The organism is Tenacibaculum aquimarinum, from assembly GCF_022478115.1.
In the GTDB taxonomy this organism is placed as follows: domain Bacteria; phylum Bacteroidota; class Bacteroidia; order Flavobacteriales; family Flavobacteriaceae; genus Polaribacter; species Polaribacter aquimarinum_A.
Genome location: NZ_JAKGSC010000001.1, coordinates 1,009,857 through 1,032,054, shown reverse-complemented (window position 1 = coordinate 1,032,054; position 22,198 = coordinate 1,009,857). Strand labels below are relative to the sequence as shown.

Genomic DNA, 22,198 nt, shown 5'->3' with positions numbered 1-22,198 from the left:
ACTAACTATAAGTCTTTAAAAGGATTGTTCTCTCCAGAACCATCCTCTATCATATTGAATCTTATATCTAAAAATTCTCGAATGGCTAAAAAATTAGGAAACCTAGAAGGGTTATCTAAACCAAAAGATTTGAGAATCTTAATTATGTTGTCTTTAAGATATAATTCAAACTCAACAGTTTCAAATGCTTCTAAAGGAAACTCTGCCTCAAAATCGGATTCATCAAGTTTTGCTAATTCAAAAAATATCCTATTAAAATCTTCTTCAATAGGGCTTGTTAACTCCCTTAATTTAAATTTCGTTTTATGTGTTAAAATAAAATTTTTCATAGCACATATAATATGCCAATCTTGCCAGCCTTCATTTCTTAATTTTTTAATAAGTAATTTAAATTTAGGATTTTCTTTTAATTTTGTTATAGTTAAATGGCAATTTTTGTAAGCATTTTTAAATCGTTGATCTATCCTTTTTTTAGCTTCTACTTGATTATAAAGAGCGCTTAATGAATTTTCCCATTCCATGACTTTATTAGTTTTTGGAAGATCTAAATCAGCTAAAGTAACAGTAGTAAATTTATCACGCTGTATTGAGTCAAAATTCGTTTTATTAAATACGATTCTGTACATTCTTTGATATAATCCTCCAATATGCGTTTTTCCAGCTAAATCTGACTCTTTAAATAAAGTTTCAAAAAGTGAATCAAACTCATCAAATGGGAGAAGACTTAAATTACTTAATACAGTTCTAATTGCAGTTACACTTGACGACATACTTAAGACGACTTCTTTCCCATCTTGACTATCTAGATTTCTTACCCAAGCCTTCCAAATAATTTCTTCATTGGATGGTTGTAGTTCTGGTCCTTTAAAGTCAACGTTACTCTCTAATTTAATGCTTACAACGCCACGGATTAAGTGAAAGTCATAATTTGAGAGAGCAATTTCCGCAAGAGTTATTTGTGCAATTCCACAAAACTCTTCCGCTTGTGGAACCATTTCATAAGTATTTGGAAATGATATTTTCCACTCAATTCCGAGCGCGTTAAAACTTACTAACCTTGAAACACCTACATCATTGAGAGGTTTATCTGTTAGATGATGTTCTATGACTGGAATCAAAGAATCAAATGTTGGCTTGGATTCTTCTAATATGGCTATAGCAGGTTTTATAAAATCATTACTTAAGTCATGTAAACTATCAATTCTGTGTTTTACCATTACAGCAAGCTCTGGAGAAATTTTTGGAGTCAAATGAAAAATTAGAGCTAAATCTCCCATAACCTTAAAAGGCATTTCTTCTATATTAGGGTCAAGTGGTGTTGCTTTAAACTCATTACGAGCTTTTATATAATCTATTGATGAAACAATAGCATTCATCCATGCACCTTGTTTAAAATCTGCGTAGAATACAATTCCGAATGCATCAGCAATTCTTTTAAGAAGTTTTCTATCACCATTATGTATGCTAGCCCAAGCAGCTGCGAGCGCATAATATTTAGCTGCTAAATTCATTCCAATTCCAGAATATAATTGAGCTATATTAATTAGTGATAATACATACCCTTCAAAGCTTTCCTGCGTTCTAAATTTACTTTTTGCTTTATGAAAACATTGCAATGCCCTTAAAGACAATTTAGGAACATTACTACTTAAGTATTTCATGCCTCTTTCAAGTTCAGTTTTAGCTCCTTTAAAACTTCCGTCACGACTTTCTACTATTGGGTTTAATTTTTCCGAATAATCATTTATACCATCAATAAGTTCAATATTTGATTCAGGATCAGTTTCAATAAGCATTTCAATATACTCATCCAATCGACTACTTAATAATGAGACATTATAGTAGTCTGCATTCCCTAACAATTCGAAAATTTCTTCCAATGGATTAAGAACTTCGGATAGTTTCTTGTCTTCTTTATTTCTATTAGCATTAAGGAAAAGTAGGTGAGTGGCAAGGTTTTCTAAAAGATGGCATTTTTCATTAGGATTTGATTCTGCTTCAATTTTTGCATTTAAAAGATTTAGCATACTTTCAAACCAATCTTGTACCTCTTGTCCGTCTAGATTCGTTTTATCCATAAATCCAGCTGCAACAGCAATATTCAATAAACTTTGAGCATCTTCAATTTCCCTCGCAGTTTTAAAAACATCAAAATCTTTAAAGTAAAATCTAAAATATTCTTCTTCACCTTTCAAATTTCCTTCAGGTATTTCACGATAATTTATTGGATGCAAAAGCAACCATAAATATTCATAAATAGCTACTCTTTTAAAATTAACATCAATCTTAGTATTATTAATATAGATTTTTAATAATTTGAGCCAATCTTCTTTATGTTGAGTTAAATACTTTGTTACTCTACAATGTCTGGTAGCATCTAAAACCTCATAGAATTGACCAATAAAAAAGTCGTTTATCTCCTCAATATTTACCCATCGTTCATATACTAACCAATACCATTTGTCTTGATCATTTGATGATCTTAATAGAACATCATTTAGTTCATTTAATGTTAATTTCTTATCTTCAATTTTAGTGTTCGTTGCCTTATTCCAAGCCAACGTATGAAGTTCTCCAAAAATAGAAGGTAAATTTTCCTTATTTATTTGAAAGGGTAATTTTAAAATATCATCTTCAATACTTTGTTTAAGTTGTGCAAACTCTATGTCTGGTTTAGTATCATTAAATACCCATTTTATTTTTTTTATGAACTCAATCCAATCTGAATCTTGAAGATTTTTAAAAACATCAATAGCTTCTTTAACTAACGGGTTTTTATCATCCTTATCAATAGCAACAGCTTGCTTTTCTATATATTGGGTAATTATCTCTTTAGCTTTGTCTGCACATTTTTTTGCTAATTCTTCACTTAAATCACCTTGATGTTTATTCCAGTTTTTAAGTAATTCAGCATCATTATCACCACGTACATTTGCTACTGATGAATTAGCTTCAAAAATGAACTCTTTTTCTAATAAAGCATAATCTGTTTTGACGTGAAGCATAAAAAAATGTGCTAAGCACTTCTGTATTTCATCAGTACTAAATGAAAAATTTCTTGAATACAGTTTTATTTGCCTAAACTTTGTTGTGCCTGTTATCTCATTTTTTTGAAAAATATCCTCTTCAAAGTCACAATAAATCTCATCCTTTATACCAAGTAAAGAATTTCTAATAAGAGTTTCTAAAGTTTTTAGAACTTGATAGTGATAGCCTCTCAATGATGCAGTTGCATCTGTATTTTTCGAAAAAATATGGAGTTTAGAGATATTCAAAAACTAAGTTTTTAGATTAAAAGTAAATATAAGATAATATGTAGTATTTTAACAAAAAAATACTTGATGAAGTAAACTAGTACTAGTGTCCAAAATGTTTATTAAATCAACTCATAATTTGAGTTGTCCAAATAAATTAATTATCATTATTTAAAATACATTTATATTTCACAATGAAAAAAATACATTCATTAGTTCAAAAAGCAAAACTTGAATTAGAAAGTTTAGATAATGAAGGGATAGAAACTTGGGGAGAAAGAAAGACTTACAGGGGCGCTATTTTACCAATATCAGTAGAACCAAAATTAAGAGCTAGAGCATTAAACTTTATGAATGATTTGATTAACCTCTTAGAGGCTAATAATCATTCAATCAAATTTAAACATGAACAATGTTTTATAGAAATGTATGGAGAACTAACACAAATTAATTTAAGGCAAAAATTTTATAGAAAACGGACAAAAAGTTCTTCAGGATATTCAACTAATACTTTTATTAAAAGTGATGATTTAGAATTTCAAATAGATTATTCCTACAGAACTGGTTGGATAGATAAGAAAATTATCAAAATAGAAGATTACCTACAGGTAATTTATGAATACATTGAAAACAAAAGTAAAAAATCATTTCAGCGAAATGAATTAAGAAAAATTGAAGAAGAAAAAAAAGAAATACAAAGAAAGTTAGATGAAAATAAGGCAAGATTATTAGCTATTGAAAATCATAAAATTGAGTCATTATTCAAAAAAGCATCAGATTATAAAACTTCTAATGAAATACGTATTTATTTAAAGGCTCTTGAAGAAAAACATAATATGAGTCTTGAAAAAGATAAAAACCTTAAAAAATACATCACTTGGGGATATGAAAAAGCTAATGAAATTGACCCTTTAGTAAATGAAAATGATATAATTTCTTCTTGAATAAACATGTAAAATAGAGTATTTTATCATTCAAACAATAAAAACACTCCATAAAGAAGCTAGATTACCGACACAATTACCGACGCTGAAAATATTTTAAAAATACAAAAAGCTTATAATCAAACGATTATAAGCTTTTTAAGTTGGCCTACAAGGACTCGAACCTTGAATGTCGGTACCAAAAACCGGTGTGTTACCAATTACACCATAGGCCAATAGTATTATTGCGGGTGCAAATTTAAACCAAACTTTTTATTATGCAAACAATTTCTAATGATTTTTACATTTCTTTTTTTCTCTTTAACAAACTTTTATGACCAACTCTTATTATTTCCATGAAACTTAAGGCTTTAATATTCTATTAAATTAGTAAATTCGCCCGACATTTAAGTACAACTATGAACACTATCAACTATAAAAAATTAAATACAATCTTAGGATGGGCTGCTTTTGCAATTGCATTAATCACCTATACACTTACATTAGAACCAACCGTAAGTGCTTGGGATTGTGGGGAATATATTTCTACATCAGTAAAATTAGAAGTAGGTCATCCACCAGGAGCACCACTTTTTCAAATGCTTGGAGCTTTCTTTGCAATGTTTACAAATGATGTAGCAAACATTGCTAAAATGGTAAACTTTATGTCTGCCTTAGCAAGTGCATTTACTATTTTATTTTTGTTTTGGACCATTACAAACCTTGGAGAAAAATTAGCAAAAAAATCGGGTGAATTAACAGAAGGAAAATATATTGCTATTTTAGGAAGTGGTTTAGTTGGTGCTTTAGCATACACATTTTCTGATAGTTTTTGGTTTAGTGCTGTTGAAGGAGAAGTATATGCAATGTCTTCATTTTTAATGGCTTTATTATTTTGGCTTGGCCTAAAATGGGAAAGTGAAACTGGACAACCAAGAGGAAACAAATGGCTGGTTTTAATCAGTTTTGTAGTTGGTTTATCATTTGGAGTTCATATTTTATCATTGCTGGTAATACCGTCAATTGTACTTTTATATTTCTTTAAAACCTATAAAAACATCAACCTAAAGACAACAGCAATAGCTACAATAGCTTCTGTTGTTGTATTATTATTTGTCTTTAAATTTCTATTTCCGTTTACGCTAAAATTCTTTAGTGTATCAGAATTATTCTTTATCAATTCAATTGGATTACCATATAACTCAGGAACTATAATTGCTGGTATTGTATTAATTGCATTGTTTTACTTCGGATTAAACTATACGCGAAAAAAAGGATATGTTACAGGAAATACCTTAACGCTTTCAGTATTATTTATTGTTATCGGATTTTCTTCCTGGTTAATGTTACCAATTAGAGCAAATGCGAACACAACTATTAATGAAAATGACCCATCAAGTGCTCGTGAATTACTAGCTTATTACAACCGTGAACAATACGGAGATGCAAATGTGTTTTACGATAAGTATTACTCATTTACACACAATAGAGAACAAGATGCTTCTAATCCCTATAGAGATGATAAACCTAAGTATGAAAAGAGAAATGGCAAATACGAGATTGTAAATAACTACAAAAACGCATTGCCAAATTGGTCTAGTAAACACAAAGGTTTTATACCAAGAATGGTTGATCCTGCTTCCGAAGAAATGTATAAAGCTATTGCTGGAATTCCAAAAAACAGCAAAAGAAGACCTACATTTTTAGAGAACATTAAGTTTATGGTCGATTTTCAGTTTGGCTACATGTATGGTCGTTATTTTATGTGGAATTTCGCCGGAAGACAAAACGATGTTCAAGGACATTTAGATGCTAAAAACGGAAACTGGATTAGTGGCTTTGATTTTATTGATGAAATAAGACTTGGTTCGCAACAAGCATTGCCAGATGATGTCAAAAACAACAAAGGAAGAAATGTTTATTTCTTTTTACCTCTTATTCTAGGAATCATAGGATTGCTATATCAAATAAGTAAAGACAAAAAGAACTTATTTGTTTTATTTTTATTCTTTGCTTTTACAGGTTTTGCTATTATTTTCTACACAAACCCTAAACCTTTTGAACCAAGAGAACGTGACTACGCTGTAGTTGGTTCCTTTTATATTTTTGCTATTTGGATTGGTTTTGGAGTACTTTCATTATACGAGAGTTTTAAAAAATATGCCAATAAAAAAATGGTTGCTACCGGAATATCGGCTGTTGCTTTGTTTGCTGTGCCAGTTTTAATGGGAGTTCAAAATTGGGACGACCACGATCGTTCTAATCGCTATACAACTCACTTAAACGCACAAGCTTACTTAGAAAGCTGTGACCCAAATTCAATTATGTTTACAATTGGAGACAATGACACCTTTCCGCTTTGGTACATGCAAGAAGTAGAAGGTATTAGAACCGACATAAAGTTAGTAAACACAAGCCTTTTTCAAACAGATTGGTATATAGATCAAATGAAAAAAGCAACCTATAAAGCAGCTCCAATTCCATCTGCATTAACTCATAAAGAATATTCTTATGGAACTTTAGATGCTGCTTATTATTTTGAAGGCTTAGCTGCAGTTCCAAAAGATTCGGTTTTATCTTTAAAAGATTTTATGCGTTGGGTAAGAAGCGACAATGAAAGAACTTTCTATGATTTAGAAGAAGATGGTGTTCCTGAAAAAATATTACCAACCAATAAAATTAGAATTCCAGTAAACAAAGAAAATGCTCTTAAACACGGAATTGTAGCACAAAAAGATGCCGATAAAATGGTAGATTTTATTGATATTACTATTGATAGCGGAATTGGTAAAAACAGTATTTTAATGTTAGACATTTTAAATAATTTTGACTGGAAACGTCCTATTTATTTTACTGGAGGTTCTAATGCTGATTCTGAATATATTTGGATGAAAGATTACTTACAATTAGATGGTTTAGCTTTTAAATTAGTACCTATTAGAACACCTGTTGGTCAAAATAGTATGTTTGATATGGGAAGAATTGATCCAGATAAAATGTACAATAATGTTAAAAAATGGAATTTCAGAAACATTAATGATGGTAAAATCTATTTAGATTCTCAAACAAAAAGAAATGCTATTTCTATGCGAAATAACTTAATGCGCTTATCTGAAACATTTGTAAAAGAAGGAGACACTTTAAAAGCAAACGAAGTGTTAGATTTATCTTTAGAGAAAATGCCAATAAAAGATTTTGATCATTATTCTATTGCATTAGCTTACCCAGAACTATACTATGAAGTTGGGAATACTGAAAAAGCAAGACAAACAGCAAATACTTTAGCAGAAATTATTGAACAACGTTTAGTACATTATAGCACATTTAAAGATGAAGATATTAATTTAATGTTTGATGATTTAGATACTGATTTATATATGTTTCAGAATTTAGTTAGACAGGCAGAAAACTTTGATTCTGACCCTTTATACGTAACTAAACTAAAAGATAGATTTCTTAAGAACGTAAAACTATTTAGTCATTTATTACCTGATGAAGAATTAGAATAGTTAACCTAACCAATGAAATTATATTTCACTAAAACCCCACGTATATTTACGAGAATTTTCTCTAATTATACGTGGCGTTTTTCTTCGGATAAAAAAGAAATTTACTTAACTTTTGATGATGGACCAACTCCAGAAATAACCGATTTTGTACTTTCTGAATTACAAAAGTATAACGCAAAAGCTACTTTTTTTTGTATTGGAAAAAACGTTGAAAAACATCCTGATATTTTTAAAAGACTTATTACTGAAGGTCATACTGTTGGAAACCACACTCAGAATCATTTTAATGGTTGGAAACACAAAACGGTTAATTATTTAAACAATATTGAAACTGCATCTAAACTTATAGAATCAAAATTATTTAGACCGCCTTACGGGAAAATTAAAGCTTCGCAAGGAAAAGAGTTAATTAAAAAAGGCTATAAAATAATTATGTGGAGCGTTCTTTCTGCTGATTTTGATACTTCAATTTCTAGAGAGCAATGTTTACAGAATGTTCTAAGAAACACCAACAATGGAAGTATTGTAGTTTTTCATGATAGTTTAAAAGCAAGTGAAAAACTCACCTATGTTTTACCAAAAGTATTGGAGGAATTTTCTAAAAAAGGTTTTACGTTTAAAGCAATTACATAAGCTTATAAACTAGTTTAGCCCTGATTGAACGGTTTTGTTTGAGCTCTTTTTGAAGCATGAAAAAAAGCGAGTAGTGAAAGCAGGAATAGCTTCTAAAAAAATTAAAGATATTGTTTTACTAAACCTATAAGTGTTTTTGCATCTTGATTACCTGTTTGACGCCATTTCATTTCGCCATTTTTGTAAATCATAAACGTTGGATTTCCTTTTACTCTTAGTGCTTCGGCAAGAAACTCATTTTTTTCAACGTCTATCTTAATTATTTTTGCCTTGCCCCCTAAAGCAGCAGCAACAGAACGAAGTGTAGCTGCAGGATTATCTACTTCTTCCCATGTTGTATAAAAATCTATTAACACCGGTTTGTCCGTACTTATTATATCTCCAAACTTTGTCATCTTTTTTTATTTTTAGTTTATACTGAAACCTTTGGGAGAAACTGTTTCACTTACAAATATACTATTTTTACATAAATCAGCTGGTTATCAGCCTTTTTTGAGCTCTATTACCGTAATTTCTGGCCAAATACCTACGCGACCCGGAAAAGCATGATAACCAAAACCACGATTTACATTAACGTATCTGCCAAATTCCTCATACAAACCTGCCCACTGTTTGTAAACGTATTTTGCTGGACTCCATTTTATAAATCCTGGGATTTCTATTCCAAATTGCAAACCATGTGTATGGCCACTTAAGGTAAGATGATAATTAAAATCGTTTTGTTTTACTTTATTTTCCCAATGACTTGGGTCGTGAGAAAGTAGAATTTTAAAATCCTCTTTATTAACGCCTTCTGATGCTTTTTGCAAATCGCCCGCTTGATTGAAACCTTTTCCCCAATTCTCCACACCAACAAGTGCTATTTTTTGTCCGTCTTTTTCTATGTAGCGATTTTCATTTAGTAATAAATCGAATCCAATTTGGGGATGAATCTCTTTTACAGCTTTAAAGTTTTTAGCTTTTGCTTCTGGGGTTTTCCAGTCAGCATAATCTCCATAATCGTGATTACCAAGTATTGAGTATTTTCCCATTGGCGCATTTAATTTGCTGAAAGAAGGAATCCAATCGTCCATTTCTGAGGCGAAATTGTTTACAATATCTCCTGTGAAAAATAGAATATCTGATTTTTGCTGATTGATTAAATCTACAGCATATTCAATTTTCTCTTTATTATCGAAACTTCCAGAATGAATATCTGTAATATGAGAAATTGTAAAACCATTAAAAGCTTCCGGCAAATCTTTAAATGTAAGTTGATATTTTAAAACTTTGTAATTGTATTTTCCTTTAAAAATACCATACAGCAAACTTGCAAGCGGTATTGCAGCTAAACCTAAAGCTATTTGCGACATAAATTTTCTACGTCCTGCCAATGGTTTTGTTTCCGAAGAAAACAGTGAAACTCCTTTTTGTAAAATTCTAAAAACGTCTTCGCTTAACAAAGCTAAAATCATAAAGATTTTAGGAATTAAAGCAATTAGCAAAATACCAACCGCCCACTGAAATTCTCTTGTTTGCCCATTACTCCTATCATACGTAAACATTGTATATAAAAAATATCCGTAAGCAACCACACTAAATAATAACCAACCATAACGGATTAATTTATTCTTAGTAAGTGTTTTTATTGCTTGAAAAGCATATATTTCTAGGGCAAAAAATAGTATTGAAAGGATTACTAAAGGGATAAACCAACGAGGCATAAAAAAAGTTTAAAATATTATCAAAGATAACTGTTTAAACTTCTAATGAATTTTAACGTCTTGTTAAAGTTTATTACTTTATTTAGTATAAAATAGTTCTTGATTTTCTTATAACAAAAACTAAATTATTACTTTCGCTTTACAATTTAAGGCAAAAACTCCCCCATATTTTCTAGAATTACTAAAAAAGGCTATTATGAAAAAAATTACTTTTATATTATTCCTATGCTCGATAACGACATTTGCACAAGTATCTATTCCAGATGTAAATTTTGAAACAGAACTTATTGCGCAAAGTATTGATACAGATGGTATTGTTAATGGACAAATATCTAATGCAGATGCACTAGCTGTTACTGGAACTTTAAATATTGATAGCAAGAATATTTCTGACCTAACAGGAATCGAGGCTTTTACAAATCTTACACAACTACACTGTGAATATAATAATTTAAGCACTTTAGATGTATCTACATTAACAAGTTTAAAACAATTAAGATGTAGAGATAATAATTTAAGTACATTAAACGTAGACAGCAATACAGCTTTAACTCATTTACGTTTCAGAGGCAATAATATTAGTACAATAAACATTGCAAATAACACCTTATTAATCCAAGTTTTTGCTCAAAGTAATATGCTAACAGCAATAAACACAACTTCTAATACTAGTTTAGAACAATTAAGAGTTCAAAACAACAACTTGTCTTCTTTAGACATTTCTAGCAACTCAAGCCTTATTCAGTTAAGGTGCCAAGGAAACAGTAACCTTGCAGAATTAAATGGGAAAAACGGAAACAATACTAACATGACATTTTTTCTTGCCAACAATAACCCAAGCCTATCTTGTATAGAGGTTGATGATGTTGCCTATGCAGATGCTAATTTTACAAAACCAGCTTCTGCCATTTTTTCTACAAACTGCACAACTTTACTAACTTCTGATTATGATTTAGCTCAAAAAACTATTATTTATCCAAACCCGACATCTAACTCAATATCAATTTCGAGTCCAAATGAAATAACTAGTTTAGAAGTCTACACGTTATTAGGTAAACTAGTTTTAATTTCTGAAAGCAAAAAAACAATAGACTTATCTTCAATAAAATCAGGGATTTACTTATTAAAAATTAAATCTGAAAAATTTGAATTAGTGAAAAAAATAATTAAAAGTTAAGCCTTAAAAGGATTAATTAAAGTTTTAGACCAAGGAATCAATTAAAGCAATTTAATTGATTCTTTTTTTTTGAAGTGATGTTAATAAAAAATACACAGACCTTCCTTTAAGTTTTGTAAATTTGATTTCTTTCAAATTATATAAAATGTCAGATCAAAAAAGAGTTTTTTTAGTTGATGCTTTTGCATTAATTTTCCGCGGATATTATGCTTTTATTAAAAACCCAAGAATTAATAGCAAAGGTTTAGACACTTCTGCAATTATGGGTTTTATGAACTCACTTTTAGATGTAATTAAACGTGAAAGACCAGATCATTTAGCTGTTTGCTTTGATAAAGGCGGAAGTGTAGATAGAGTTGAAATGTTTGAAGCCTATAAAGCAAACAGAGACGAAACTCCAGAAGCTATTAAATTGGCTGTACCTTATATACAAGAAATCTTAAAAGCTATGCATATACCAATTATGGTAAAAGCAGGTTTTGAAGCAGATGATGTTATTGGAACACTCTCAAAACAAGCAGAAAAAGAAGGCTATAAAACTTACATGGTAACGCCAGATAAGGATTTTGCGCAATTGGTTTCTGAAAATATTTTTATGTACAAACCACGTTTTGGTGGCGGTTACGATATTTGGGGAGTTCCAGAAGTACAAGAAAAATTTGGCGTAGAAACACCTGAACAAGTTATTGATTTCTTAGGAATGATGGGGGATTCTGCCGATAATATTCCTGGTTTGCCTGGTGTTGGAGAAAAAACTGCAAAGAAATTTTTAGCTGCTTATGGTTCTATGGAAAACCTGTTAGCAAACACAGCAGATTTAAAAGGAAAAATGAAAGAGAAAGTTGAAGCTAATGGAGAACTAGGTTTACTTTCTAAGAAACTAGCAACCATTATGCTGGATGTTCCTGTAACTTTTAACGCTAAGGATTTTGAGTTAGACCAACCAGATATACCAAAAGTAACGGAACTTTTTAACGAGTTAGAATTCAGAAATTTATTAACTAACTTCTTAAGAACTTTTAATACAGAAACAACAACTGAAGTTAAAACAGAAACCAAAGTTGAAGCTAAAAAAGCAGCACCAAAAACTGAAGGTCAATTCGATTTATTTGCTGCGCCAGGAACAGGAACCGTTTCTGAAGCAGCAATTGCATCTGGATTTAAAACTATTGAAAATACGAGTCATTTTTATCAACATATAGATTCGCCTTTATCAAGAAAACTATTACTTAAAAAGTTGATGCAGCAAACTTCGGTTTGTTTTGATACAGAAACTACTGGTTTAAAAGCTTTGGAAGTTGAGCTAATAGGAATTGCTTTTTCGTTTGAAGTTGGAAAAGGATATTATGTTTCATTTCCTGAAGATCAAGCCGAAACAAAAGCTATTTTAGAGGAGTTTCGAACGTTTTTTACTTCCGAAGAAATCGAAAAAATTGGTCATAATTTAAAGTATGATATTAAGGTATTGTCTAATTACAATATGCCTGTAAAAGGGAAGTTATTCGATACGATGATTGCGCATTATCTAATTAATCCAGACATGCGACATAATATGGATATGTTGGCAGAAACGTATTTGAATTATCAGCCTGTTTCTATTACAGAATTGATTGGTAAAAAAGGGAAAAATCAACTTTCTATGCGAACTGTTGCTATAGAAAAACAGACAGAATACGCGGTTGAAGATGCAGATATTACGTTGCAATTAAAAGAGCATTTTACCAAAGAATTATCGGATGGAAACCTAACAAAACTTTTTAATGAAGTAGAATTGCCTTTGGTTTCGGTTTTAACAGCTATGGAAATTGAAGGAATTAACTTAAACATCGATTTCTTAAAAGAACTTTCTGTTGCTTTAACAGATGATATAAATCGACTAGAAAAAGGAATTTACGAACAAGCTGGCGAAGAGTTTAACATTGCTTCTCCTAAACAATTAGGTATTGTTTTGTTTGAAAACATGAAGTTGGTAGACAAGCCTAAAAAAACAAAAACAGGGCAATATAAAACAGGAGAAGATATTTTATCTTTCCTTGAAAAGGATCATCAAATTATTAGAGATATTAAAGAATATCGTCAATATAAAAAACTACAAAGCACGTATGTAGATGCGTTGCCAAATGAAATCAATCCAAAAACAGGAAGAATTCATACACAATACATGCAAGCTGTTGCTGCAACTGGACGTTTAAGTTCTAACAATCCTAATTTACAGAACATTCCTATTAGAACAGAACGTGGTAGAGAAGTTAGAAAAGCGTTTATTCCAAGAGATGAAAATTACGTTTTATTAGCTGCCGATTATTCTCAAATTGAATTGCGAATTATCGCAGCTTTAAGTGAAGAAGAAACCATGATTAATGCTTTTAAAAATGGTGAAGACATTCACGCTTCAACCGCTGCAAAAGTATTTAACGTTCCACTAGAAGAAGTTACTCGTGAGCAACGTAGCAATGCAAAAACGGTAAATTTCGGAATTATTTATGGTGTTTCTGCTTTCGGGTTAAGCAATCAAACTGATTTATCTCGTGGCGAAGCAAAAGAACTAATTGACACGTATTACGAAACCTATCCGAAGTTAAAAGCCTACATGGCTTCTTTGGTAGATTTTGCACGTGAACATGGTTATGTAGAAACTGTTTTAAAAAGGCGTAGATATTTAAAAGACATCAACTCAAGAAATGCTGTTGTAAAAAATGCTGCGGAAAGAAATGCGGTAAATGCACCAATTCAAGGTTCTGCCGCAGATATTATAAAGTTAGCAATGATTAATATTTACAATCGTTTTGAGAAAGAAAACTTTAAATCTAAAATGCTTTTACAAGTGCATGATGAATTGGTTTTTGATGCTCATAAAGACGAATTAGACATTATAAAGCCAATTATTAAAGAGGAAATGGAAAATGCTTTTAAAATGGCTGTTCCGTTAGATGTTGAAATGGATTTAGGACAAAATTGGCTAGAAGCACATTAAAAAATGGAATTAGATTATATAGAAAATGTTAATGGTCTTGACGAAAATATTGTGCGTCTTTACAATTTTAAGAAAGCAGAAGCAATCTTATTTAGAGACTTAATAATAGATACAATTATTAACAAAAGGCAAAAGTTAGATTTGTCTCAAGTTGATTTTATTTCGCCAAGAAATTGCAATTTAATTTTAGGTTTATTTAAATCTGACGAAGGAATATTAACGCAAGATAACAAGAATTTTTTCTGCATTTTAACCTTAGAAGGTTTTGAAAATATGGTGAAGCTTTTAGAGTCTTTTTGCATAAAAGAAACCAGAAGTTATCAGTATTTATATGACATTGACAATCCAACTGATTTTTTATTTTCTCCTTCGGCGAGTTGGTAATTTATTTTAAATTCTTAATAAATGCAAATAACAAAACTTAGCTCTGAAAGTATATTACCACTAACCTGCTCCAGATCTGGAACTTGTTGTTTTGGTAAAGACGTAATGTTAAATCCGTGGGAATTATTAAACTTCAGTAAAGAGAAAAAAATTACTCCAAGAGCATTTCGTGATTTATATACTGAATTTGGTGGTATTCAATTACTTTTTGATGGAAAAACCGACAAAAAGGGACAAAAATCTTGTAGTCAATATTTAGAAAATGCTGGTTGTAGTGTTCATTTGGGTCGTCCGTTAGCTTGTCGTTTATATCCTTTAGGTCGTCAAATTCAATTTAACAAAGCACACTATATTTATGAAGGTGATACATTTCCTTGTTTAACGGATTGCGCTGAAGTTTTAGATTTACCAAAAATGAGTGTTGGCGAATATCTTGAAGGACAAGAAACAGATTTATTTGAAAAGGCACTAAATGAATATTTAATTGTGATGCAAAACATTGCTGATTTAGGTTTTGAGCTACTTTTAGATTCTGGCTTATCGGAATCTGGAGACACAAAAACATTGACTGCTTGGAGAGAAATAGGAAAAGCATCTCATCAATTTTCCGCAAAAAAAATAGGCAATGACTGGATGGATATTTTAATGATTCCACCAATAACTAACGAGACTGAAAATCCAGTTATTTTTGCTCAAAAACACAATGAATTACTTCTTTTAAAAGCGCAAGAAGAATTTGGAAGCATACAAACACCGGAAGAACTAAGTCAAGCTTCAATCTTATTAATTGGCGTAGCACTACACTTGTCTAGAGGCTTAGGAGCAGACACCAAAGGAATTTCCGAGCTTTGGATAGAAACAGCAAAAAGCCATGGCGCAAAAGAGGAATAATTAAAAATAATTTCTTAGCTTTGGGTAATTGCTAAAAAAAATGGAAAAGTTACCTACAATCTTCCTTGAACAAAAAGTTCATAGAGAGGAAAACAAACTTGTACTTCGGTTTTCGTATCACAAAAAACTAGTTGCTTTAATTAAGTCTGTAAAAGGGACTTATTGGAGTAAAACTTTAACTGTTTGGCATCTAAAATATTCCGAAGAAAATTTACAAATTATATTATCTCTTTTTAAAGAAATTACCAAAGTAGACACTTCTAAGATTAGCAAGAAATCACTTTTTAAAAAAAGCTTAACTCAAGATCAAAAAGATTTACTTAATAACTTCTATTTATTTTTAAAAGGAAAAAGATATAGTAAAAGCACCATACAAACGTACACTTTTTTTGTTGCAGATTTTGTTAATTTTCATACAGAAAAACCTTTAGAAGAGCTAACAAATAGAGATGTAGAGCTTTTTATTGAAAAAGTATTTATAGAACGAGACTACTCTATTAGTTCTCAAAGGCAATTTGTAAGTGCCTTAAAAATATTCATTCTTTTTTATCCAAAGACACACATTAATAACTTAGAATTAGAACGTCCAAAAAAGTCTAGAAAACTACCAAATGTTTTATCTCAAGAAGAAGTTTTAAAAATAATTGGCTGTACTCAAAATTTAAAACACAGAGCAATTTTGGCTTTAATTTACTCTTGTGGATTAAGAATTAGTGAATTAACAAACTTAAAATTAACCGATTTTCATTTAGAAAGAAAGCAATTAAAGATTGTTAATGGAAAAGGAAGAAAGGACAGATATGTTAGTTTAGCAGATAGTTTTATGCCTTTATTATCTAATTACTACTATAGTTATAAACCTGAAATTTATTTTGTTGAAGGCAAAAATAAAGGGAAATATAGCACAGCATCTGTCAGACAATTTTTGAAGAAAAGCTGTGAAAAAGCACAGATAAAGAAAACGGTTACACCACATACTTTAAGACATAGCTATGCAACACATTTACTAGAAAATGGTGTAGACATTAGATACATTCAATCTCTATTAGGACATGCAAAACCAGAAACAACAATGATTTACACTCATGTAAAAAGAAAGGATTTAATGGAAATACAAAATCCTCTAGATATTGCATTACAGAGATTAAATAAAAGGGATAATGATAAGGGAAATGTTTTATTATCCCGAAATATTTAACCAAAAATCAATATATTTGATTTGATATAACCAGTTGTAAGTAATGCGAAAATCGAGCTAAAATTGAACATTTGAACTAAAAAAGCCAACGCTAAAACAGCACATTCATTTTTTTTGCCAACGCGAAATGCCAACGCTAAAAAAATAAAAGAGCTGTTTCCTGCCAACGCTCGAAAAATAGTATCTTGTGAAAGAAAAAACCGAACCAAAATAAATGCCAATATTTCAGAAATCCGTAATAAAAAAACACCTTAAAAATCTTGACCAAGAAAAGGTAGAAAAAGCTTTCCAAACATTCCGACTGAATTACAATTCTGCGAAAATTGAGCAAATAAAAACGCTCAAAGAAGAAGAATATCAAGATGGATTTTTACGAGAAATATTTGTTGACGTTTTAGGTTATACACTTCGTCCGGACGAAAATTTTGATTTACAACGAGAATTTAAAAACCAAACGGACGGAAAAAAAGCAGATGGAGCAATTTTAAAAGAAGAAAATGCAATTGCAGTAATTGAGTTAAAGTCAACAAAAACAAAGGACTTAACAAAAATTACTCAACAAGCTTTTAATTACAAAAACAATCAACCAGAATGTAAATATGTAATAACTTCAAATTTTCAAAAAATTCGATTTTACATCGACTACTCTACTGAATTTGAGGAATTTGATTTATTTTATCTCGACAGAGAACGATTTGAATTACTATACTTAATTCTACATAAAGAAAGTATTTTTTCAAATCTTCCAATTAAGCTCAAAAAAGAAACACAGTTTCACGAAAAGGAAATTTCAGAAGAACTTTATAAAGACTATTCTCATTTCAAAAATAAACTGTTCAATAATCTTATTGCCAATCATCCTGATGATGATAAGTTATTACTATTCAAAAAGTCTCAAAAACTATTAGACCGATTTTTATTCATACTTTTTGCAGAAGATAGTGGTTTATTGCCACCAAATTCAATTTCAAGAATAATTAAGCGTTTTGACATATTAAAAGAAGAAGACGCTTACAAGCCAATTTACGAAATTTTCAAGCAGTATTTCGGTTATATGAACATTGGTAGAAAAGGAAAAAAAGAATCCGACAATATTCCAGCTTACAATGGTGGATTATTCTACGAAGATTTGTTGCTCAACAACTTAAATATTGATGATGAAATATTAATTGACGATTTAAAAAAATTATCAACTTATGATTTTAACACAGAAGTTGACGTAAATATTCTTGGTCATATTTTTGAGCATTCACTCAATGAAATCGAAGAAGTAACCGCAGAAATTGAGGGAACAGTTTCCGACCAAAAAAGAACGAAAAGAAAAAAAGATGGTGTTTTTTATACACCAAAATATATAACAACTTACATTGTCGCAAATACAATTGGAAAACTTTGCATCGACAAAAGAAAAGAACTCGACATTGAAGAAATTGAATATGATGATTCATTTCTAAAAAAAGACAAGACTTTAACGGTAAAAGGGAAAAAGTTATTTAAAACTTTAACCGAATATAAAAATTGGTTGACAAACCTAAAAGTTATTGACCCAGCTTGTGGAAGTGGAGCTTTTTTAAATCAAGCATTAAATTACTTAATTGAAGAACACGAAAAAATAGACGACATAATTGCGGACTTAACAAACTCACCTTTGCGATTATTCGATACAGATAAAAACATTTTAGAAAACAACCTTTTTGGAGTAGATATTAATGAAGAAAGTGTTGAAATTGCCCAATTATCGCTTTGGCTTCGCACAGCAAAAAAAGACCGTAAACTGTCTAAATTAAATAATAATATTAAATGTGGTAATTCTCTTTTAGCATCAGAATTTGATTGGAACAAAGAATTTCCAAGCATTATGAAAAATGGAGGTTTTGATGTTGTTATTGGAAATCCACCATACATAAAAGAGGCTACGAACAAGTCAGCTTTTGATGGCTTACACGAACATTCGTGCTATCAAGGAAAAATGGATTTATGGTATTTCTTTGGTGCTTTAGCTTTAGACATTATTAAAAAAGATTACGGTTTAATTGGTTACATAGCACCTAACAATTGGATAACTAATGATGGTGCTTCAAAATTTAGAGATTATATTATTGAAAAGGGTAAAATTGTAGATTTTATAGACTTTAGCGATTTTAAAGTTTTTGATTCCGCAGGTATTCAAACTATGATTTACATTATGCAAAGAAGTGATAATAATGAGAATTATGGTCTTAACTTTTCCAAAGTGCTTAACAGTAAAATAAAACACGAAGACGCTCAACTATTTTTAGAAAAAATCGCAGACGAGAAATACGAGTATTTTACATCAAACATCGTTAAGAAAGATTTATTAAATCAACCAATTAATTTTATAAATGCAGAACTCAATTTGATAATTGAGAAAATTAAAGCAAAAGAAAATTTTAGTTTAGATTCTAAAGAAATTGCTTCAGGAATTGATTTATTGCAAGATTTCGTAAATAAAAAGCATAAAGAAGTAATCGAAAACGTAGAAATTGGAGATGGAATTTTTAATTTAAGTCAATCTGAATATGACAATTTGAACTTAAATCAAAAGGAAAAAGAACTTTTAAAACCATTTTACACAACAACAGAATTACAACAATACTATGGTAATCCAAAAAATAAACTTTGGATTATTTACACAGATTCAAGTTTCAAAAACGAAGAAAAAATACTTCCTTATCCAAACGTAAAAGAGCATTTAGACAAGTTTTTAGACGTTTTTACTTCGGTAAACAAACCTTATGGATTACATCGTTCGAGAGACGAAAAGTATTTTAAAGGAGAAAAAATATTTTCATTAAGAAAATGTTCAGTTCGTCCAAGATTTACTTATACAGATTTTGATACTTACGTTAATAGGACTTTTATGGTCATAAAAACAGATAGAATTAATCAAAAGTATCTAACAGGAATTTTAAACTCGAATTTGATTGCATTTTGGCTAAAGTACAAAGGAAAAATGCAAGGAAACAATTACCAAATAGACAAAACACCTTTAGAGAATTTGCCTTTAATAAATCCGAGTATTGAAACTCAAGACAAAATTGCTGATTTAGTTAACAGTATTATTTCTAAAACCCAAAAAATGTCTGATTACCAAGAATTGTTGGAAAAAGCAAAAACGGAAAACAATTTTGACCGAGAAATACAATTAACAAAAGAATTGGAGCAACTTACAACGGAATTAGGAAAAGCCGAAAGCGAAATCAACTCGACTATCTACGAGCTTTACCAAATTGAACCGACTGAAATTGCAACGATTGAAAAGAATATTTAGAAAATGAAAAGCCAACGCTCAAAGCCATACACATTCGCAATTCGCTACAGCCAACGCTACGCCAAAAATTGCAAAAGAGTATGTCTTGCCAACGCTCACATTTGAACTAAAATAAACATCGGAAAACCAAGCAGAACGTGAAAAGCACTACTTACAACAACGTGTATAAAACATAGCTATTATAGGCTTTCAGAGAGGTTTTTGTATATTTACAAAGTACGCCAAATTTTTTATTTGGTTATATTTATAAAAGAAAATTAAACATAAAAATAAAAAATTCGGCTCGTGCTTAATCCGAAAAGTTAGCGTTTATTTATACGCTACGTTTCATACACAAGACCGTTGTGCATAATTTGAGAAAACTCACGAAATGAAAAAAATATTCGGAATTTTATTAATAATTCTCATTTTGAGTTCCTGCAAAAACGAACCATTTTGTTCCGTAAATGAAAATAATGCTGGAAAAGAAATCTATGATTTAGATGAGGCTTCTTGTTTTATAGCATTAAAATTGGAAAAAGGAGCATCTGACTTGAATTTGATTCGTGACGCATTAATTGCGGAAGAAAATTATATGAATAAAATCGGACTGATTTCCGAGAATCCGAATTCAGAAGACGGAACTGAACCTAATACTGAATTGGATACGAATGACCTTGTGGAATATGCTCTGAATAAGGAAAAAGTTGAATTGACGAAAAATGAATTATTTGAAATTTACGATACTGAAATTGAATATTTAATGTTTATCGGAGTTGTAAATGAATAAAAACTATGCACAACACCGTATAAAAATAATTGCGGTTTAGTGCTTAATCAAAGGTTGTTGCGTGTTTGTAACGTCTGAATTTCCTTCGGAAATTCCTCGCATACAAACCCGCAACTATTCTTATACATAAACGTTGGCAACAATTACTCACTCAAGCTCTGAAAAAGAAAAAAATGAAAATTAAAAACTGGAACAAAACGGGAAAAATTAAAAGTCTTCTAATAATAACGTTTAGTTTGTTATCATTAACCTTCTTAAGTTTTAATGAAAGTAGAGAATTACGGAATGAGTTTTATATTGGAATAAGTTTTCTGCTCTTTTTATTTATTATAATATTTTTTCCTTTAGTAACTAAGTTTTGGAGTTTGTTTGGAATTGATTTTGAAATACCAAATTGGAATGAAAACCCTTTATCATTAAACTTTTCAAAAAGTCTGATTTTTCATCAATTTATTGCCTATTTACTTATTGCAAAAGGAATTATAACAGTTTTATATGTTGGAATTTTTTATCAGCAATTTGAAGGAGAAAATGCTCTTTTTTTTATTGTTGGAATTAGCATATTAATAGGAATTAAATTAAGCTTAAAATGGGTGAATAAAAGTAGAAACGGAAAAGAAAAAACTGTAGCCAACACCGTGTAATAAAAATTGCTTATTTTTAGCTTAACCAAAGTTTGTTGCATTTTTATAAACTTCTATTTTCCTGCGGAAAATAGCCGTTCATTTTAAACGCAACTTTCAATACACAACAACGTTGCCCACAAGTTGAAAAAAAATCCAAAATGAAAGAAAAAATTTTAGGAATTGTATTGAGCATAATTTGTTTGAATTTAAGCTTCGGACAGGAATTACAAGATGGACAAAAAAGATGGAACTCTGAAAATAAATTAACAATTGACGATTTTAAAATAAAAATTAGTGGAGAAAACAATGAAGCTGTTTACAGTCAATTTATGATTTCTTATTCAGCACAAGGATTTGATTTTTTGAAACGAAATTTAAACAATAAAATTGGAAATTTATTTTTAGGAAATGCTTCTTGGATAGATACGACTAAAGTTGAGAATATTGCTGAACGAATCGAGTTTCAACAAACTCAATTTGACCTTGCCGAAATTCACGCACGAAAATTTAGAAAGAGATTATTTATAAAAAAATGGAAAATCTCGAAAGGTTTTGACATTATGAATAAAATCAGTAACGAAATAATGACTGAATTTTCTGAACAAAGGTTATTACTAATTAGAGAAACTGAAAGTGGCGAAAATAGTGAGAAACTGACTCAATGGAAAGAAAAAATAACGAATGAATTACAAGAATTATATGAATTTAGATTTGAGAATAAGAAAAAAATAAAACGAAAGAAGTAAAACCTGTGGGCAACACCGTATATAATTTATTGCTGGCTTCTTGCCTACTTGCGAAAGTCCTCGCGGACTTTCTTGGTCGGTAATTATTTACTAAATTAGTCGCTTAAAACACGCAACAA

General features: G+C 30.2%; 15 protein-coding genes and 1 tRNA gene. 12 read left to right on the top strand and 4 right to left on the bottom strand.

Annotated features, from left to right (window positions below):
- Positions 1-5 precede the first annotated feature (5 nt).
- Positions 6-3,275: a hypothetical protein gene (locus tag L1S33_RS04865; RefSeq protein ID WP_240561446.1), complete on the bottom strand. Its 3,270-nt coding sequence runs from the start codon at positions 3,273-3,275 to the stop codon at positions 6-8.
- A 173-nt stretch (positions 3,276-3,448) separates the two neighbouring features.
- On the opposite strand from L1S33_RS04865, the gene L1S33_RS04860 reads away from it, so the two are divergent.
- A complete protein-coding gene (locus L1S33_RS04860; RefSeq protein WP_240561445.1) occupies positions 3,449-4,198 on the top strand; it encodes a hypothetical protein in 750 nt (249 codons plus the stop codon).
- A gap of 143 nt (positions 4,199-4,341) precedes the next feature.
- Here L1S33_RS04860 and L1S33_RS04855 read toward each other — a convergent pair.
- Positions 4,342-4,413 (bottom strand) — tRNA-Gln (locus L1S33_RS04855).
- A gap of 183 nt (positions 4,414-4,596) precedes the next feature.
- On the opposite strand from L1S33_RS04855, the gene L1S33_RS04850 reads away from it, so the two are divergent.
- Both L1S33_RS04850 and L1S33_RS04845 read left to right on the top strand, forming a co-directional pair.
- Entirely contained in the window at positions 4,597-7,686 is a 3,090-nt protein-coding gene (locus L1S33_RS04850) for a glycosyltransferase family 117 protein (protein WP_240561444.1), read from the top strand.
- Positions 7,687-7,698: 12 nt separating this feature from the next.
- On the top strand, positions 7,699-8,319 hold the full coding sequence (locus tag L1S33_RS04845; protein ID WP_240561443.1) for a polysaccharide deacetylase family protein: 621 nt from the start codon (positions 7,699-7,701) through the stop codon (positions 8,317-8,319).
- A gap of 101 nt (positions 8,320-8,420) precedes the next feature.
- On the opposite strand, the gene L1S33_RS04840 is transcribed toward L1S33_RS04845, so the two are convergent.
- Positions 8,421-8,714: a thioredoxin family protein gene (locus L1S33_RS04840; RefSeq protein ID WP_240561442.1), complete on the bottom strand. Its 294-nt coding sequence runs from the start codon at positions 8,712-8,714 to the stop codon at positions 8,421-8,423.
- 87 nt (positions 8,715-8,801) lie between these two features.
- Entirely contained in the window at positions 8,802-10,022 is a 1,221-nt protein-coding gene (locus L1S33_RS04835; RefSeq protein WP_240561441.1) for a metallophosphoesterase, read from the bottom strand.
- Positions 10,023-10,218: 196 nt separating this feature from the next.
- On the opposite strand from L1S33_RS04835, the gene L1S33_RS04830 reads away from it, so the two are divergent.
- The 9 genes from L1S33_RS04830 (at position 10,219) to L1S33_RS04790 (ending at position 22,079) form a co-directional block, all read left to right on the top strand.
- Entirely contained in the window at positions 10,219-11,199 is a 981-nt protein-coding gene (locus tag L1S33_RS04830) for a T9SS type A sorting domain-containing protein (RefSeq protein ID WP_240561440.1), read from the top strand.
- Between the two features lie 145 nt (positions 11,200-11,344).
- The gene (gene polA / locus L1S33_RS04825; protein WP_240561439.1) at positions 11,345-14,173 is read left to right on the top strand and encodes a DNA polymerase I; all 2,829 of its coding nucleotides are present in this window, start codon (positions 11,345-11,347) and stop codon (positions 14,171-14,173) included.
- Between the two features lie 3 nt (positions 14,174-14,176).
- Positions 14,177-14,557: a hypothetical protein gene (locus tag L1S33_RS04820; protein WP_240561438.1), complete on the top strand. Its 381-nt coding sequence runs from the start codon at positions 14,177-14,179 to the stop codon at positions 14,555-14,557.
- Between the two features lie 21 nt (positions 14,558-14,578).
- Entirely contained in the window at positions 14,579-15,448 is an 870-nt protein-coding gene (locus tag L1S33_RS04815; RefSeq protein WP_240561437.1) for a YkgJ family cysteine cluster protein, read from the top strand.
- Between the two features lie 40 nt (positions 15,449-15,488).
- Positions 15,489-16,646 carry a site-specific tyrosine recombinase/integron integrase gene (xerA, locus tag L1S33_RS04810; RefSeq protein WP_240561436.1) on the top strand — a complete coding sequence of 386 codons (1,158 nt, stop codon included), beginning with the start codon at positions 15,489-15,491 and terminating at the stop codon, positions 16,644-16,646.
- Positions 16,647-16,860: 214 nt separating this feature from the next.
- Positions 16,861-19,938 carry an Eco57I restriction-modification methylase domain-containing protein gene (locus tag L1S33_RS04805; protein ID WP_240561435.1) on the top strand — a complete coding sequence of 1,026 codons (3,078 nt, stop codon included), beginning with the start codon at positions 16,861-16,863 and terminating at the stop codon, positions 19,936-19,938.
- 370 nt (positions 19,939-20,308) lie between these two features.
- The gene (locus L1S33_RS04800; RefSeq protein WP_240561434.1) at positions 20,309-20,707 is read left to right on the top strand and encodes a hypothetical protein; all 399 of its coding nucleotides are present in this window, start codon (positions 20,309-20,311) and stop codon (positions 20,705-20,707) included.
- 173 nt (positions 20,708-20,880) lie between these two features.
- The gene (locus tag L1S33_RS04795; protein ID WP_240561433.1) at positions 20,881-21,351 is read left to right on the top strand and encodes a hypothetical protein; all 471 of its coding nucleotides are present in this window, start codon (positions 20,881-20,883) and stop codon (positions 21,349-21,351) included.
- Positions 21,352-21,491: 140 nt separating this feature from the next.
- Entirely contained in the window at positions 21,492-22,079 is a 588-nt protein-coding gene (locus L1S33_RS04790; RefSeq protein ID WP_240561432.1) for a hypothetical protein, read from the top strand.
- Positions 22,080-22,198 lie beyond the last annotated feature (119 nt).